Origin of the sequence: Leptospira bouyouniensis, from assembly GCF_004769525.1 — a bacterium.
Lineage (GTDB): Bacteria > Spirochaetota > Leptospiria > Leptospirales > Leptospiraceae > Leptospira_A > Leptospira_A bouyouniensis.
Genome location: NZ_RQFT01000007.1, coordinates 430,263 through 446,818, shown reverse-complemented (window position 1 = coordinate 446,818; position 16,556 = coordinate 430,263). Strand labels below are relative to the sequence as shown.

The window sequence follows — 16,556 nt, the reverse complement described above, 5'->3', positions numbered from 1 at the left end:
AATTTCCAGCCTAGGCAACACAAAAAAAATCGGGACAAATCTAGGACACATGTATATCATAGACGGTGACATGCGCGCATTCGTTGTCCTGATTTTTGCCCTTTCTCTCGGGTTTTGTTCCCGAGAACCAGAAAAGAACCCCAATCGTGATCCATATAGTTTGGAAACCCTTCTTTTTTTGGAAGAGGTTTTGCTCGATGTTTGGGAAAACCCTTCTGCAAAAGATGACGCTATGTCTCGTCTAAGATATGTTTGTCGAACAAAAGATACAGACGATGGATACTTATGTTACATGTGGGGACTTCTAGAATACCAACGTGGGAATTTTAGTGAAAGTTACACTGGATTTCGAAAAGCATTGGAAAAAAATCCGAACGACAGTTTGTACAAAAATATGTTGCGGATCTCTGCAGAAAAATCAGGAAACTTAAACGATTTAAAAGCTCATTCCTATGACGGCGAAGTCCTTGCAACTCTCTCCGAATTGGAAATCCAATGCCGTGAGGCAAAACCACGAGCACTCCCACCATTTCAGTTCTTAATCGAAAGAGGAGTCTTCACAAAAAATTCTTTGAAACGTGGGAGTTTTGCAAATTGTTTCTTAAGGTTGGAGCCGAACGAACAAATTGTACTACAAAAAATGGTAAGAAATCCAAATCTTTCGTACAAAGAAAGGCTCTACGCTGACCAAATGAAGTCAGATCCTTTTACTAAAATTTGGGATACCAGTAGTTACCACCGAGGCGAGTTGGGGAAAGAAATGGTTGGTTCCACTCCAGGTGCTGTGTCTGCTAGTGTTTCCTCAGGTTCTGATGGAAATATTTCCACCTCGGGTGGCTCTTTTCGATCCCAAGCACAAATCACCGAAATTTGGAAAAAAGTCAAACTGGCAGCCCTTTCAGGAAACGAATCGCAAGCCAAAGAAGCACTTAAGCAATTCATTGCAGAAGTACAACTTGTAAAACAAAAAGGAAAAACAGAAGCACTTATGGCCACGGCACTGGAAAGGGCTGCGAAACTCCTCATCGAACAAGACCCTCAATACATCAAAATTCGTTCCCTTGCGAAAGAACTTTGAGATACTCCTTTACCGTTTTTTCCAATCCATCTACTAAACTTTGGGCCATCAATCGGTGCCCAATGGAAACTTCCTCCAAGTGAGGGAGTTTTGCAAAGATTTGTAAGTTATTTGTATCTAAATCATGACCAGCATTCACAGCTAATCCAAGTTTGTTTGCTTCTATCGCCGCTTTTTGGTAATTGATAAAAATCTTTTTTCCTTCTTCAATGGATGAATCATATGCCTCTGCGAAAGGACCTGTATAAAGTTCAATTCGTTCGGCTCCAAGCGCTACCACTTGGTCATAAACACTAAAATCTGTTTCCATAAAAAGAGAAACTCGAATGCCTTGTTTTCGAAATACCTCTACAATTGGTTTGAGTGTGGTAAATGTGTTCGGATCACGAAAATCAAATCCATGGTCCGAAGTGATTTCCCCCGGTTTTACGGGGACAAGTGTGGCTTGGTCTGGTTTTGCTTTCAGTACGAGATCCACAAAGCGTTCACTTGGTTCACCTTCGATATTGTATTCTTTTTTAGAAAATCCTAATTTAGTAATTTTTTCGTTGTAAGTTCGTAAAAAATCCTTTAATTCGAATACATCTTGTTTGGTGATATGCCTTTCATCCGAACGAGGATGGACTGTGATTCCATGGGCACCGGAATCTAAGATTAACTCTGATAATTTTAGGACATTGGGGAGGGATCCCCCGCGCGAATTGCGGAGAGTGGCGATCTTATTGACATTGACACTTAATTGGGTCATAGGAAAAAAAAAACTTTTCATTAATTTTCATCCAGGAGAAAACCGTCCAATTTCAAAAAGGTTGTCCCTAAACAAGGATTTCCAAAACTGTCAAAAGTACGTTTATGGTCGCAAAAAAAGCAGCAAAGAAGCAGGCTCCACCCAAAAAAAAGGTCGTAGCCAAGGAAAAACCGAGTAAGGACGCCAAGTCCTCTTCCCCGAAGGAAGATAAAAAAAAGACCGTAGTTGGGTCTAAAGCCCCTGCTACCAAGGGGAAAGTTGTACCAGCTCCAAAAACTGCCGCAGCATCCAAGGAGAAACCCAACCCACAAACCAAAGCGCCTGCCGTAAAAATTGATCCAAACAATCCTCTCGGAAAGAAGTTCAATTGTTACTCTTGCGGAACGAAGTTTTATGATTTGAACAAACCTGAAAAAAAATGCCCGAAATGTGGAGCTGACCAACTGGCAAAACCAGCGATCAAATCCCGTATGGCAGCCATTCGTAGCTCTGAATACGAAGTGGAAGAAGAGGAAGAGCCAGTCATTGAAGATGATGAACTCTTAGAAGAAACGGAAGAATTGGAAGAGACCGAAGAAGAGGAGGTCGTTGCCGAGGAAGAGGAGTGATCCTTCCCATCCTTGGTGGAGCTACCGGTTCTGGAAAAACCTCACTCACCCAATCACTCGACCCAAAACGTTTTGAAATTGTTTCTTTTGACTCTCGCCAAGTCTACCGGGACCTCCCGGTAGGCACAACGGCACCCACTCCCGAAGAATCCTCTACCATCAAACATTGGCTGATTGGTTTTTTAAATGCCAACGAAACCATCAATGCCAACCAGTTTTCCCTTATGGCAAGAGATGCCATTTCGGACATCCAAAGTAGAGGGAAAATTCCCTTTCTCATTGGAGGGACTGGTTTTTACCTAAGAGCATTTCTTTTGGGGATGTTTCCCGTACCAAACGTACCCAAAGAAACGAAAGAGTATGTATTGGGACTTCCGCTTGACGAGGCGAGGTTGATGCTCCAACAAAAAGACCCTAAGGCGATGGAAACTTTATCCTACCAAGACGGATATCGCATCAAACGTGCGTTGGAAGTTGTACTCACAGGAGTTTTGTGGTCGGATGTTTCTAAAGAAACTGTAGGAGGGTTTTTAAAGGACAACCCAGATATAAAACTAGTTGGTCATTGGTTGGATTGGCCAAGGGAAATTCTGTACAATCGAATCAACACTCGAGTGGAACAAATCGTCGGTGGTATGATAGAAGAAACGAAAGAAGTTGTTTCTAAATATGGACCAGACTGCCCAGGGTTACGAACCTTAGGTTACAATTTTGCGCTTGCATTCCTAAATGGAATGATAGACATTAATACATTCATTGAACAGCTGGCGCAAAGTCACAGAAATTATGCGAAAAGGCAAATTACTTGGTTCAAAAAAGAACCTTTCCTTTCGCCCATTTCTTATGATGCCGCTGTCCAATTGTATACAAATATAGAACAAAGATAGAGAGAACACTCGGGATTTCCAATGTCGGCAAAAAATAACATCCAAGACCAACTTTTAAACACAGCAAGAAAAGAGAAAATCGATCTCACCATCTACCTGTTAAATGGAGTGCCATTAAAAGGAAAGGTTGTCAGTTTTGACAATTTCACAATCATTTTAGAGAATGAAAACAAACAGAATTTGGTATACAAACATGCCATTTCGACCATCATCCCTGCAAAACCAATCAAACTTCATAGCGAAGAAACTCCCAAGGAAGCAGGTGGGGTTTAATACTTTTCTAGTTTTCCTCTCTTTCCCTTTTTAAATTCTGGTTCCAAACCCTATGGCTAAATTACCGAAAGAAACCCCTGTGGTTCTGATTATGGCGGGAGGAAAGGGGGAGAGGTTTTGGCCTCGTTCCCGCACGAATTCCCCAAAACAACTCCAGAAAGTTTATTCCAATAAAACTTTACTCAAAGAGACAATTGACCGTGCCTTAACCATTACGTCTTTGGATCGTATTTACATCGGGACCAATGCCACTCTTAAGGCAGAGATCCTCAAAAAAGATCCCAAATTTCCTTCCGGAAATTTCATCATCGAACCAGAAGGAAAAAATACAGCCCCTATCATTGCTCTTTCGGCTCTTTACTTTCAAAAAAAATACGGAAACCCGAATCTTATTGTTTTGTCTGCTGATGCATTCATTGATCCCATCAAAGAATTCACAAAAACCATTGAGGCAGCTCTTTACGAAACGGCCAATGGGATGGTTTTACTTGGGGTCAAACCAAACCGACCCGAAGTTGGGTATGGTTACATCAGCACTGGTAAGCCAACTGATGTTGGTTATACGGTGAAAGCCTTCTTTGAAAAACCTGATTTCAAAACAGCACTCAAATACATCAAAAAAAAGAATTTTTATTGGAATCCAGGGATTTTCCTTTTCCGAACGGAAACCATTCTGTCTGAACTCGAGCGCCATGCCCCACATATCCTTGGTCCATTAAAAAATGGATTTCCATTTAAGAACTTTGGGGATTTAAAAACTGCATTCCAAATGTTACCTTCTGAAGCCATCGACACTGCCATCATGGAAAAGTCGAATCGTATTCGTATGGTGGAAGCAACCTTCAATTGGGATGATGTTGGTTCATGGATGTCTCTTGAACGAATTTTACCTGGAGACAAAGAGAAAAACCACCACCAAGGAAAAGAAGTTCTCTACCACAAAGCATCAGGGAATATTTCATCCGTTCAAAAAGAGTTAATAGCGTTTCTTGGTGTGAAAGATCTCATCGTTGTGGAAGAACCAGACGTACTCCTTGTGACTTCAAGAGATGGTGTAGGTGAGATCAAAGCAATGTTATCCAATATGCGGAAAAATAAAGTTTTACAAAAGTACCTCGACTAGAAATTTGACAGAACAGGCTTGATATAAGGAGGAAGGAATGCCTTCCGGAAAAAAGAGAAAGCGCAGAAAAATCGCAACCCACAAACGTAAGAAAAAACGCAGAGCCAACAGACACAAAAAGAAGAAATAATCTTTCTTCAGTGACTTAATGTTTCCTCCGATAGATTTGTTATGAAACAAGTCTGGAGGAAACAGAAACCCCGCACACCCGGTTTCATCCGAGCATTTACCATGGAAACACCTCTCGGGGATGTCCTGGAGGCTGAGTTTAATTTTCACGAACAACTCGTTCGTTTATCTGTCGAAATCAAAGAAGAGAAAGGGCGTATGTACGGAGCCACCGTGAAAAACGGAACCGTGCAATCCGAGAAGGACATTACTTCTGGGCGTGCTTATCCAGTCTTTCGTAAGATTTGGCCATTTCGCGAATACTTCAGTTCCCTCCCTGACAAAGACATGTTGGCAAACATCGGTGGAGCGTATGAAATTTACCCTCCTTTCCAACCAGATGTTTCGGAAAAAAAACGAAACACTCGTGGACCGATGGAATCGGCCTTATTTCCTTCCACTCGTTATGATTCTATTTTTGGCATTGTCCGCGAGACCCGTTTCCAACGTTGGAGAAGGGAACGGAGAGAGGCGAGAGAAGCACGAGGTTCGCTCTGGACACGTTTCAAACGAAGGGTCTGGGGAGATTTGCAAGATATCTGTCTAGGCGTTGGATTTGGCTGTTTGGTCTATTATGTATATTATGATTATGTCGTATTAGGACTCAGTCTAGGAATTTTAGGGATGGTCGCAGGCCTTCTGGATTTTCTTGTGAGAAAACGTTCTGTCCTTATGACAAAAGTGTTGTCATTTCTCAGTTTCGGTTCATATTTTTTCTACAACGGCTACGTCTATTTTTAGACGTAGTAGTAGAAATTGATATGGCAAAAGAAACATCCCAAGCAAACCAATTCATTCATGAACAATATATAATTTTCAATTTGGGCGATGAAGAGTATGCCATCCCCATCACAATTGTAGAAGAAATTGTTAAGATCACAAACCTAATCCGTGTTCCACAATCCAAAAGTTATTTTGCAGGGATCATGGACATCCGAGGTAAAGTCGTCAGGATGATTGATCTTGCCAAACGTTTGAATATCAAAAATGTTTCAGAGACCGCTGACCGTGCCATTGTCATCAATGTATCTGGCAAATCGATTGGTGTCATCGTAGACAAGGTGTCACATGTTGTGCATTTTCCAGCTAACCAAGTGGATCCACCTCCACCTTCTGTCAAAGGAATCTCCTCTCGTTACATTACAGGTGTTGGTAAAAAAGACAATCGGTTCATCATTCTCATCGATATTGAAAAAATTCTCACAGTGGAAGAAATTACCGAGTTAGCTACCGTCTAACCAACGTAAGTTAAATTGTAATGGGTATAAAATTGAAAAAACATTTGAAGCGAAACCAGTTCAAAGGGGTTTCATTTTTATGCTTCAATATTTCGTTCAAAGTTAAAAAATAAAATGATCATCTCAAAATTTTATTACTTACGAAAAAACTTATACTCCATGGCCGAACTTGTTTTGGAACAAGTGATCCTTCTTAGTGAAGCCTTGGAAGCTGACGATTATGAACTGGCACTTAAAATTGTCGAACGAGATGACCTAATCGATGATTTAGAAAAAGAAAATGATAACCTTTCCCAAAATGCCATCTTAGAAGCGGTGAGTAACCGAAATATCCTGGGGATGGGAGATGTGGACAATGATATTGTTTTGAAAAAAGATCCACTCAGGTTTGCTCTTTCTGCGATTCGGATCACAAGGAATATGGAACGAATGGGAGACCAAGTAGTGAATTGTGCGGATGTGTTCCGTCATAAAACCATTCGCAAAGGTCTTTTTAAAAATGAAGAACCGATGACATTGATTTTGTCACGAGTCACTACACTTGCAGGCATGGCGATAGAATCCCTTGTGGAAGAAAAAGAAAGGTTTATGGGAAGTGTGAATTCTTTAGAAGACGAACTCAATGCCCTTTGTGACCAAGCCTTCCAAAAATATAGAGCCGTTCCTGATATGGAAAAACAAGAATTTGCCGATGTGTATCGAATTATTCTCGCATTAGAGAGATTAGGTGATTATGCGGTGAATGTTGCTGAGGAACTTGTTCGTCTCAATACGGGTAAAGACATACGCCATTTGGAAAATGTAAAATCGAAATCGGCTTTATATCAGTAAACTAGATTTTAAAAAATTATTTAAATCATTCTAAGGATGGTTTGAAATCTCCATCAATTACCGATTCGAAGAAAAGTTAACCTTTTTAAAAAACAATTTCCTCTCAAAATAGAAATCAAATACTGTCCTTGTCATTTCTCCTTTGTAACCTAAATGAGAAAGAAATTTCTGATATTTGAACAGATTGTACACAAGTTTGGATGTATTGGTCTTGTGGTATCTACTCATATCATAAGATTAAGGAATTCGTACCAACCCATTAAATTCATTTGACAATGGAATATGAATCCTTTAAGAATTCCTTGCTTATGAAATCGAAAGAAATTGTTTCCAAACAAAAACCGAAAGGGTTTTTCTTAGCTTATACACTGAAGTGGAAGAAATTAGAAAACAATCTGAAAACATAGTCAATAGGTCTTCTTCTGTTTCGTTTGCAACGGAAGAACAAAAGAAAGTAAATGAAGAAATGGGAACATCGGTCCACCATCTAGCAAATGACACTGCAAAATTATCGATGATGTCTGAAAAAACAGCCAAATCCTCATCTGAATTAAATTCTCTCATTGTCGAATTGAACAAAGAATTATCTTTGTTTAAATTATGATCTCAGCGACATTTATCTTCAAACAAAAATCTTCTGATAGTGAATTTGAATCCTTAGATAACTCCATTGAAAAATTTGTAACAAACCATCCTGAATATTTAGGAAGAGACCAATGGTCAAACCAGGAAAAAGGAATTTTGGCTGTTGTGTATTACTTTCAATCTGAAAATGGATTGGCGGCATTAAAATCGTTTTCTGATCATAAAGAAGCTAAATCCAAATATGACAAATGGTATGACGGATACAAAGTAATCATCTCACAAGTTTTACAAACTTATGGTGACGGTAATTTGGATCATTTGATTCCTGATAGATCGGAAATTTAAGTTCGCTCAAAAATAGTAGATCATTCGAATGATCCTTCTTTTGCTCTTTTACTATTCACTATATTTTTGTATGTCTGCAACAAATCTTCGATGTAAAACGGTTTGCTGATAAATCCATCCATTCCCACTTCATAACACCTTTGCCTATGTTCGTTTAATACATGTGCTGTGACCGCGATGATGATGGATTGTTTTTCTTTGGATGTTTCCAATTCTCTAATTTTCAGTGTAGCTTCAAATCCATCCATCACAGGCATTTCACAATCCATTAAGATCAAATCATAATGATTTTTTTGAAACAACTCCACTGCAACTTTTCCATTTTCTGCCAAATCAAAGGAGATATCTTGTTTTTTGAGTAAACCACCAATCACTTTTTGATTCAAAACATTGTCCTCAACTACAAGAAATCTTTGGTCTACAAAAGGTTGAGAGTTGGTTTTATCTGATGGATTGATTTCGTGAATCTTTTGCGTTAACTTGGGATCTGTTTGAATAGAAGACTGTATATTCACATTCGGATTTTTAACATAATTTAGTACAAGATTGGAATCTTGTTTCTTTGGGATAGAGAAAGGTAATAAACACCAAAATGTACTACCCACTCCTTCCACACTCTCGACACCAATGGTTCCATCTAAAAGTTTCACCAATCGTTCCGAAATCGCTAAACCCAAGCCTGTTCCACCATACCTGCGTGAGGTGGAAGTGTCCACTTGAGAAAATGTTTGGAATAAGGAGGATAATTTGTTATGAGAAATTCCAATGCCAGAATCTTTGATTGCAAAGAAAAGGAATTCATTCCTTTTTTGGATATGTAACATTACAAATCCAGACTCAGTGAATTTGATAGCATTCCCTATTAAATTAAATAGGATTTGGCGAATTCTACTAGGGTCAGAAATGATCACCTCTGGCACATCCTCGCCTATAGAATAGGTGAATTCTAAATGTTTTGTTTTTGTTTCGATCAAAAATAAATCAAAGATTTCTTTGACTAATTCTTTTAAATGAAACGTAATTTTTTCAATTGTTAACTTACCTGCATCAATTTTGGAAAAGTCTAGTATATCATTTAAAATGTTTAATAGCGCCTTTCCAGCATCTGCAATCGTTTTGATATATGACTTTTGTTCTTCGTCCAAATTGGTTTTAAATAAAATTTGCGTTATGCCAATCACTCCATTGAGAGGAGTTCTGATCTCGTGACTCATCGAAGCTAAAAATTCTGATTTGGCTCGACTAGCCATCTCTTTTTCTTCATATAACTCTTGTAATCTTTTTTGAGTCGTATTCAAATTGTTAAGAATTGAGTTTTTATCATCGTTTGGAAGGATTTCTCCAGTAAACTTTCCTTCACCTAGTAAAGAAATACGTCTCAGTACTTCGTCAACACTCCCTCCCATAATGGACACCAAGGATCTATGAGTTAAATACAAACTAATTCCAAAAATTATACCTGAAAAGATTAAAATAGATCTTAGGAAAAACACTTTTTCTTTTGCATCGGTGATTGCTTGTGATGTCCTATCATCCAATTGGTGGTACAAATCATTGATTGGTTTCATGATTTCTGCCTTGCATTGGAGATAATGATCATCAAATAAAATATGAATTGCTTTGGGATTGGATTTCCCAGTTTTCAATTCACTTTCAATCATTGCCATAGACTCAAATTCTATTTTTGTAAGTTCATCTGATTTTTCTTTGGATAATGAGAGTAATTTAAAATCTGATTCTATAAAATTTGCCTGCTCCATGGCATCATAGATACTGATTTTTTCCCCTTCTTCTTTTGGTGGAGGTAATTCATCAGCAATGACTAGGTCCCAATATGCATAATCATAATTTTCGGGTCTTGGTCTTTCACCATTTCGAATTTCGAGAATTCGTTGGAAATACGTTTTATATTTGGGCTCTTTTTGGATTGCAAACAACCGTACTAAATTTGTTAGTTGGTCTGAGGAATGTCGAAGCTCATTTGCAATTTGCAAAGATTTATGTCTGTTTTCTTCCGCCGCGTCAATATTTCGTTCACTTGCAGTGTAATAAGCAAAGGCAATTGAGACAAAAATGAATAAAACAAAATTGGTAAAAAGATAGGGAAACAATATTCCTCTCGGTAACCAAATTCTGTCCAACATGGCGATACTCTATTTTGAAAAGAATAGTAGTAAAGAAGAATATTAGAGAATGTATTAAATTTACGTACGTGATTCAAAATAGAAAATTTTGTGTGGTTATTGACTGTTGTTTCTACTAAGATTGTTTACGTTTAGGACTTTCCTTCCATATAAGCTTGTAATTCTTGTTGTAACCCTTCTGGTAAACTTAAACCACGGGAACGAATTCTCTCGTTGTATTTGTTAAAAGACATTCTGTGTTGGTTGGTATTTAGATACCCTTCCAATGCCTCCGACGCCCATGGGATAATTTCTTTCACAAAATCATGATTTTCTTCTAGTTGATCACAAAAGGGAATGAAGAGAGGGCGATTGACAGGTCTACCAATGTTTCGATAGAATAACAAACAAAAAAGTGTTTCATCACCCAATACCGATTCTGTTCTGATTTTTTCTTCTACATATTTTAAATTGATAGAATCTAAATAATCAATGTTAAATGATTCTGGTGCCAATCGTTTCGTGACAAACTTAGAAATTTCATTTTTAACAAAAGATAAATTATTGCAATGATTTGGGCAAGAACCTTGGTCTTTATGTAGGTCACATTCCAGTAACAAAATACAATCTACATCGGAAGTGGGGTCAACAATTCCAAAATTAATGGAACCTAGTAGTTCGAGAGCTACTTCATAACCTTTTCTCGAGAGTTCTTGGGTTGCGAGACGAAAGGCTTGCATTCGTTTGAGGGCATACTTAGTATCATAATTCCGATATTTATTTTTAAGAACGAGATACCTTTCGACTATATTTTTGGACATAGAATTCTGTTGTTTGTATTTGTAGTTTAGTGAACGGTAACTTGGAAAAGAATACAACACCTTTTGTATTGGGAAAATTGAATTTTCGCCGATAATTCAGAATAGGTAGGAGTGGGATTTGGTGTCACCGAACTTGGTCAATCTGGTTTCAAAAAAAAGTATGTCCAAGTTGACCATTGGCTTTTTTTGCCTCTTATTCCAAATTTCAATTTGGGCAGGGGAAGAGGATCGTCGAAATCCTCTCTCTGGTTTGTATCTTTCTCCATTACAAGTGATTTCCATGGAGGAAATCAAATCCCTCGACACGGAAAAAAGAATCAATATTGATGAAGATTCAGGTATTGCTCTCCGTGAGGAACCAAAACCAACAGATCCAAATGCTCCTGATGTACCTGTGGTGCCAGGTGCAGATCTTCCCGTTGACCCTGGCCAAGAATCGGGTCCGAAAAATTTAGAAACTAAGATTCGTGAGGCGGAAGGATTATTAAAACGATATTATAGTCAATTCATTGAAGAGAAGCGGATTTGGGAAGACAGAGAAAAAGGAAATGTATACAATTCACGAACAGAGATGAATGATATCCGTTTATTACTCTGGCAAAGTACACACAAACATACTGAAACCTTTATCGTTCGTGATTCACCACTTCTATATTACCTTCACACCAAACTTGCCAAACTCTATGTTGAATCTGAAAAATTTGCACCAGCTCTTAGGCATTATCTTGCTGCGTTTCGTTACCATCCATTAGAAATGACGGAAGAAGGGTATCGTTTAGGAGAGTGGCAAAAAGAAGATGTACTTGGATATGATGAAAGTGCTGCGAAAGAACATGAAAGGTTGTATAACGAGTGGATTCAAGCGGAACAAAAATACAAAAAAACTAAAGATCAAATACATATTAAAGAAAGTGCTTGGATACGTGAAGGGAAAAAACTATCTGATCTTTTACCTCAGTCAAAACTTTGGAATGATGAAGTACGATTGTTAGATGATGCTCGTAAAAAAGCAAAAGTTAGTTATGATGATTCTTATAACAAAAGGTATTTAACATATCTAAAAAAAAGAAAACAAATTGAATCGAATGATTTGTATGCGTTTGCAAATGTTATCAAAAAATTGGAAGATGATAACAAAGAAAGATTAAAAATTGTTAATAAATTGGGTACAGCAGGAAAGGGCATTTATGTTCTCTTTGATTATAAACGTAATACTGACTTTTTTGCTTATGAATTAATTTTAGAGAGAGCTTATCGAATTTGGAATGAAAATCCAAATGTGCTAAATGATGTAGCAGAACAATTTAGACAAGATGGGAAAAAAGAAAAAGCAGCAGATTTTTATGAAAAAGCGTTATCCGAATATTTAAAAAATCCAAATCCTTCTGAAGATGAAAAAGAAAAAATCATTAAGGCTAATTTACGTTTAGCAACAATTAATTCTGACTTAAAACGAAACATCCTCGCTGGAAATTATTATGAAACCTATTTTCAATTGAGTGCGGATACCCAAGAAAAAACGCGAGTTTCCTATGAAATTGGTGTATTTTTCAATCAGAAAATTGGAGATCCCGAGAGAGGGTCTACCTTCTTAGAGTATTGGTTAGATAAAAATAGTAAAGATTGGAATCCATCTCTAGCGGATGATACAGGTGTTCCTGAAATGGAATCTATTGCTTATTTTTTTCTCAGTAAAAAAGATAAAAAACAAAAGAAATATGAATTAGAACAAAACAAGTTAAATATCGCACTCATGCAATGGAAAAAAATTGATGAGAAACTTATCCTAGCAGAAAAAGAACGAATGGAGTTGATTGAAAAAAAACAAACTCTCAAAAAAGACTTAATGGTCACTACACTGGATGATATATTATCTCAATACCGATTGATGGATTTAAAAATTGAGGATCAGGAAGCTGTGATTCGTGTTTTAGAAACCAAAAGGAACAAAATCCCTTTGATAAAAATTTTATTTCGTTTGGGAGTTCTCTCTGAAGAAAATAGAGATTTTAAAAAAGCACAAGAATATTATGAATTTGTGATCAAAGAAGGTGGCGAGACAGAAGTAAGAGTCGCATTAAAAGAATTGGAAAGGATTAAAAAAATATTAGAAACTGGAAATATTCTTCCACCCATCAACGAGAGTATTTAATAATTTCATCTGTTTGATCGCCGGCTAATTCTTGTTCAAGGTTTTCTTGTGTATAACCTTCAACTGGCAAAACGCGAAACTTTACTTCATCTACGGTATCACCTTCATATACAATTTTAATCAAGTACTCACCAGTTCGTAATAGGGAAAATTCATCTCGAATGGCAAGTGTATCTGGTTCTACCCTTTTCTTTTTGATATCAATTTCAACAAAATCCAATTCATAACGGTTGAGTGAAATATGGAAATCTGTTTCTAAACCAGGATTTCTTGAAAATTGGTAAACATAATGAATCGTATCGGTTGGTGAAAAAATGAGATCATCTCTCATCATTTTGTAATCAGTGATGGTTTGGATATGTTGTTCTAAGATGTCCATCTCTTCCATTTTGGTTGTCGTCCATCCAAATTCCCCTTTGGGTACACCACATTGAATTAAAAGTAACAACAGTAATGTGAATAGAATTTGTTTTAGAGAATGATGTAAAAATTTAGGAAACGGAATAGGAAAAAGTAATTTCTTGGACGAATTCTGTCTCATCATACTTAAAGTTTCGTCCAAACTTTCGAATTTCCTTTCGAATTTAAGATTTATTCGATAATTTTTCCCCGGTCAGAAATGTCTTTTTCTTTGGATTTTGGAGGGTTTTGTTTGATGCGGAACTCTTCCCTTGGGTGTTTCCCAATTTCTTCTGCGATTTTTGCGGGCAAAATGAGGATACGACTCACAAACCGTAAAATCAAAAAAAGTAAGATGGATAAAACGATGATTTTTGCCATTTTCGATTACCTAGATCGCAGTGTTTTGGGTAGGTAACGATCTTCTTCGTTTTCACCCCATCCCAATCTAGTGACACCATACAAACCAACGAGCAAAAAAAAGAAAACGGAAACATAAAGATAGGGATTGTATTCTTCCGAATAAAATACTTTCCCTTCTCCTGGTTTGGGTATTTTTTTCGGAGACAACGGAAGTCCAAACTTCCTTGCGAGTGATTCGATTTGGATGAAATTGATGACATGGATTTCTCTTTCTAAAAATGATTTGATCACGGAATTGGGAATGTGAACTTCCTCTGGTAGATCGGTGATGAGTCCGTTTTTAAACACTTGTTTGCCTAAGCTAGTTCCAAGGATGGTAGTTCCCCCTCCCACATTGATAAAAAGTTTGATCGGTTTTCCTTGGGAAAGTTCGTCATAAAATTTCATTCTTTTTTCGATAGAATCATCAAAATGATTTGGATCTAGTAACTTGACTTTATTACGTTGTAGCGCACGTAATAGAAGTTCTTTTCCTTCTTTGGAAGTACCTGCTGCTTTGTCTTGGATTCCTCCAAGAGATGCGTAACTAGAACGAAATGAAAATATCCCTGAAGATTCTAATTCTTTTTCCATATCTAACCACAACATCTGTGGATGATTGGCTCCAAATTGTGAGGCAGAGGCACTGGAGATGATAATTGGTTTTAGTTTTAGAGTCTCTAATGCTGCAAACAAACAAATGTTTAATGCTGGAAAAGAACCAGAGATGGCAACAGCAACAGTATCTCCTTCTTCTACTTTTGCTTTTTTAAAAAATTGAACCATCACAGCAGCAAAATTAGGATTGATGGAAGTTTGTTTTGCAGGTAATGAACCACTATTACTTGTAACAGGTGTTAGGAATTCACCGATGAGCCCTGAATTAGTTGGATCAAATTCTTTGTAATCTGGTTTTTTATGTTTTAAGAGTTCAGGTTTTAGAATTTGAAATCCACGCTCAGCTAGTTTTGCAGCATGTAACTTTTTTTTGAAGTAAGGTTGTTCTTTTTTTACCTTACAAGATTCTATGAGAAGTAAACCCAAAATACCAAGGATTGCAAGTAGAAACAAAGCAATACGAGAGTGTTTCCAAGGTGACCAATAAATTTTTGTCATCATAGGCTTTCTAATTCATTTCCCAATAGAAAAATTAAAAGGATTTTCACAAAAATAGCAGCAAGTATCAATACTGAAGTAGTTTCCAAAACACCTTGCCTTTCATACCAAACAGCGATTAGTCCAGGAATGATAAATCCAATCCCTCTTACTTCAGATAAATAATTTAAATCGATTTCAGGTAAAATTTGATAATTAAGTAAATATCCAAAAAAATAGCCAAATAACAAAATAAAGACGATTTTTCTTTTTCCAAAGATAAGTAAAAAATTGGAAAGTATCTCAACACAAATGAAAGATAAAAATGCGATGAGGAAAGTGAGTGCTATGTTTTTTGGATGATTCAATGACAAAGCAAGATAACCAGGAACGACTAAACCAGTTCCCAAGATGCCAAACAACTCAGAAAAAATTAAACTGATGACCAAACTAAGTCCAATTGATAAAGGGAGAATTTCATTCATATGTTTGTTCTGACCTATTTTTCAGATATAAAGACAAATCCATTCCGAGTCCAACAATATTACCAATTCCAAAAACCAATGATTGTTTAGGAAGTATAGAGAGTAAAGATTCAAAGATTCCGTCTAAACTCAAATGTTCCCAAACATAAATGGGAATATCTGCATTGGAAAAACTTTTTAAATATTTGAAGGCTAAGGAAGTAGAAGTACCAATTAAAATCACTGCATCATAATTACCCCAATTGGCAAATTCTTTCGTTAACTGTTTTGTGCGTTCGGGTCTGTCGTCTCTTGTGTGGAATAAGATGAAACGTTTTTTGATTTCTGGGTATCTATTTAAAATAGATTTCCAAATGAGATTTGTACTATTCGGATCATTTGCAGCCATTGCGTTGACATACACAAACTCCTTGCCAAAAAAATGAATTGGTAAAACGGAAAGGGCACCTGGATCAGGATTAACTTTCCACATTGCATCTAAAGCTTGTTTTCTGTCGATCCCAAGTAATGTACATACTTTTAGAGCAACATAAACATTTTCTTTGTGTTCCCAGTATGGGAATTTTACTATTTCTTCATCTGTTATGGATTCAATTTCTTCTTCTTTGATTAAGATTGGATTTGTATTTCGATCCAAACAAACTTCTAGAATTTCTTCTTCGAATTGATTTGGTCCAACTACGAGAGTTCCATTGATGGGACAAGCTGATAATAATGTTTTGGCGACATCCAAAAGTTGAGGTCCCATTACTTCCAAATGGTCTTCCCTGATGTTTGTGATGACTCCAATATCCGATTGTAATATTTGTCCTTCACTCGCCCATTGGTAACGTGGTTCCAAAGCCATACATTCCAAAACTACAATATTAGCACCTGCTGAATTTGCTTTTTTTAAAATTTGGATTTGTTCGAGGATTGAAGGTTTTCCGAATCTGGATATGGATGTTTCGGAACCATCTGGGAAAATCATTCTTGCGAGTGTGCCAGTTGTTTTTGCAAAAACAGAAAATCCCGAAGAAGAGAGACCTGCTCGTATTAATCTTGTTACACTCGATTTTCCTCTTGTACCATTGACATGGATTCTATGTTTGAATTTTTTTAATGTCTTTTTGTGTAAAATAACTTCGATTGTGTAATAAATGATCAAAAGCAAAAGAATGAGGAAAAATAAAGTGGCATTTGGTTTCATTTGAAA

Annotated in this window: 19 protein-coding genes; 11 read left to right on the top strand and 8 right to left on the bottom strand. The window is 37.0% G+C overall.

From position 1 onward, the window contains the following. The first annotated feature begins 49 nt into the window (after window positions 1–49). Window positions 50–1,078, top strand: coding sequence for a hypothetical protein (locus tag EHQ43_RS08185; protein WP_135770695.1), 1,029 nt, complete (start codon window positions 50–52; stop codon window positions 1,076–1,078). Here EHQ43_RS08185 and EHQ43_RS08180 read toward each other — a convergent pair. After that, on the bottom strand, window positions 1,047–1,826 hold the full coding sequence (locus EHQ43_RS08180; protein WP_135770693.1) for a pyridoxine 5'-phosphate synthase: 780 nt from the start codon (window positions 1,824–1,826) through the stop codon (window positions 1,047–1,049). The two genes, EHQ43_RS08185 and EHQ43_RS08180, sit on opposite strands and share 32 nt — an antisense overlap. Window positions 1,827–1,930: 104 nt before the next feature. Here EHQ43_RS08180 and EHQ43_RS08175 point away from each other — a divergent pair, with 104 nt between their 5' ends. The 9 genes from EHQ43_RS08175 to EHQ43_RS08135 all read left to right on the top strand — a co-directional run bounded on the left by EHQ43_RS08175 (window position 1,931) and on the right by EHQ43_RS08135 (window position 7,884). Then, on the top strand, window positions 1,931–2,434 hold the full coding sequence (locus tag EHQ43_RS08175) for an FYDLN acid domain-containing protein (protein WP_135770692.1): 504 nt from the start codon (window positions 1,931–1,933) through the stop codon (window positions 2,432–2,434). Beyond that, window positions 2,431–3,321, top strand: a complete 891-nt coding sequence (miaA, locus tag EHQ43_RS08170) for a tRNA (adenosine(37)-N6)-dimethylallyltransferase MiaA (RefSeq protein WP_135770690.1) — start codon at window positions 2,431–2,433, stop codon at window positions 3,319–3,321. The genes EHQ43_RS08175 and miaA overlap by 4 nt, the downstream gene beginning before the upstream one ends. A gap of 21 nt (window positions 3,322–3,342) precedes the next feature. After that, window positions 3,343–3,594 carry an RNA chaperone Hfq gene (gene hfq / locus EHQ43_RS08165; protein ID WP_012387504.1) on the top strand — a complete coding sequence of 84 codons (252 nt, stop codon included), beginning with the start codon at window positions 3,343–3,345 and terminating at the stop codon, window positions 3,592–3,594. A gap of 52 nt (window positions 3,595–3,646) precedes the next feature. Continuing rightward, window positions 3,647–4,717, top strand: coding sequence for a mannose-1-phosphate guanylyltransferase (locus EHQ43_RS08160; protein ID WP_135740928.1), 1,071 nt, complete (start codon window positions 3,647–3,649; stop codon window positions 4,715–4,717). A 171-nt stretch (window positions 4,718–4,888) separates the two neighbouring features. Then, a complete protein-coding gene (locus EHQ43_RS08155; RefSeq protein ID WP_135770688.1) occupies window positions 4,889–5,626 on the top strand; it encodes a hypothetical protein in 738 nt (245 codons plus the stop codon). A 20-nt stretch (window positions 5,627–5,646) separates the two neighbouring features. Continuing rightward, window positions 5,647–6,123: a chemotaxis protein CheW gene (locus tag EHQ43_RS08150; protein ID WP_135740930.1), complete on the top strand. Its 477-nt coding sequence runs from the start codon at window positions 5,647–5,649 to the stop codon at window positions 6,121–6,123. 117 nt (window positions 6,124–6,240) lie between these two features. Beyond that, window positions 6,241–6,954 (top strand): phosphate signaling complex PhoU family protein, encoded by a 714-nt coding sequence (locus tag EHQ43_RS08145; RefSeq protein ID WP_208730986.1) that lies wholly within the window; start codon window positions 6,241–6,243, stop codon window positions 6,952–6,954. A gap of 373 nt (window positions 6,955–7,327) precedes the next feature. Continuing rightward, complete coding sequence (locus EHQ43_RS08140) at window positions 7,328–7,558, top strand: hypothetical protein (RefSeq protein WP_244242708.1); 231 nt, start codon at window positions 7,328–7,330, stop codon at window positions 7,556–7,558. Beyond that, window positions 7,555–7,884, top strand: coding sequence for a hypothetical protein (locus EHQ43_RS08135; protein ID WP_135770686.1), 330 nt, complete (start codon window positions 7,555–7,557; stop codon window positions 7,882–7,884). Before EHQ43_RS08140 ends, EHQ43_RS08135 begins: the two co-directional genes overlap by 4 nt. Before the next feature lie 20 nt (window positions 7,885–7,904). Here EHQ43_RS08135 and EHQ43_RS08130 read toward each other — a convergent pair whose 3' ends face one another. Together EHQ43_RS08130 and EHQ43_RS08125 are read right to left on the bottom strand one after the other, a co-directional pair. After that, window positions 7,905–10,028: a response regulator gene (locus EHQ43_RS08130; RefSeq protein WP_135770684.1), complete on the bottom strand. Its 2,124-nt coding sequence runs from the start codon at window positions 10,026–10,028 to the stop codon at window positions 7,905–7,907. Between the two features lie 131 nt (window positions 10,029–10,159). Beyond that, window positions 10,160–10,828 (bottom strand): hypothetical protein, encoded by a 669-nt coding sequence (locus tag EHQ43_RS08125; RefSeq protein ID WP_135740933.1) that lies wholly within the window; start codon window positions 10,826–10,828, stop codon window positions 10,160–10,162. A 160-nt stretch (window positions 10,829–10,988) separates the two neighbouring features. On the opposite strand from EHQ43_RS08125, the gene EHQ43_RS08120 reads away from it, so the two are divergent. Continuing rightward, window positions 10,989–12,980, top strand: coding sequence for a hypothetical protein (locus EHQ43_RS08120; RefSeq protein ID WP_244242706.1), 1,992 nt, complete (start codon window positions 10,989–10,991; stop codon window positions 12,978–12,980). Here the strand turns inward: EHQ43_RS08120 and EHQ43_RS08115 are convergent. The 5 genes from EHQ43_RS08115 to pgsB are packed head-to-tail and all read right to left on the bottom strand — an operon-like array spanning window position 12,964 to window position 16,550. Then, window positions 12,964–13,521, bottom strand: coding sequence for an LIC_12238 family plasminogen-binding lipoprotein (locus EHQ43_RS08115; protein ID WP_135742391.1), 558 nt, complete (start codon window positions 13,519–13,521; stop codon window positions 12,964–12,966). The two genes, EHQ43_RS08120 and EHQ43_RS08115, sit on opposite strands and share 17 nt — an antisense overlap. Before the next feature lie 50 nt (window positions 13,522–13,571). After that, complete coding sequence (locus EHQ43_RS08110) at window positions 13,572–13,760, bottom strand: hypothetical protein (protein ID WP_135770681.1); 189 nt, start codon at window positions 13,758–13,760, stop codon at window positions 13,572–13,574. Window positions 13,761–13,766: 6 nt separating this feature from the next. Next, the gene (pgsW, locus tag EHQ43_RS08105; protein WP_135742392.1) at window positions 13,767–14,897 is read right to left on the bottom strand and encodes a poly-gamma-glutamate system protein; all 1,131 of its coding nucleotides are present in this window, start codon (window positions 14,895–14,897) and stop codon (window positions 13,767–13,769) included. Then, complete coding sequence (gene pgsC / locus EHQ43_RS08100; protein ID WP_135740936.1) at window positions 14,897–15,361, bottom strand: poly-gamma-glutamate biosynthesis protein PgsC; 465 nt, start codon at window positions 15,359–15,361, stop codon at window positions 14,897–14,899. The genes pgsW and pgsC overlap by 1 nt, the downstream gene beginning before the upstream one ends. Continuing rightward, window positions 15,354–16,550 (bottom strand): poly-gamma-glutamate synthase PgsB, encoded by a 1,197-nt coding sequence (pgsB, locus tag EHQ43_RS08095; RefSeq protein ID WP_135770679.1) that lies wholly within the window; start codon window positions 16,548–16,550, stop codon window positions 15,354–15,356. The genes pgsC and pgsB overlap by 8 nt, the downstream gene beginning before the upstream one ends. Between the last annotated feature and the right edge of the window lie 6 nt (window positions 16,551–16,556).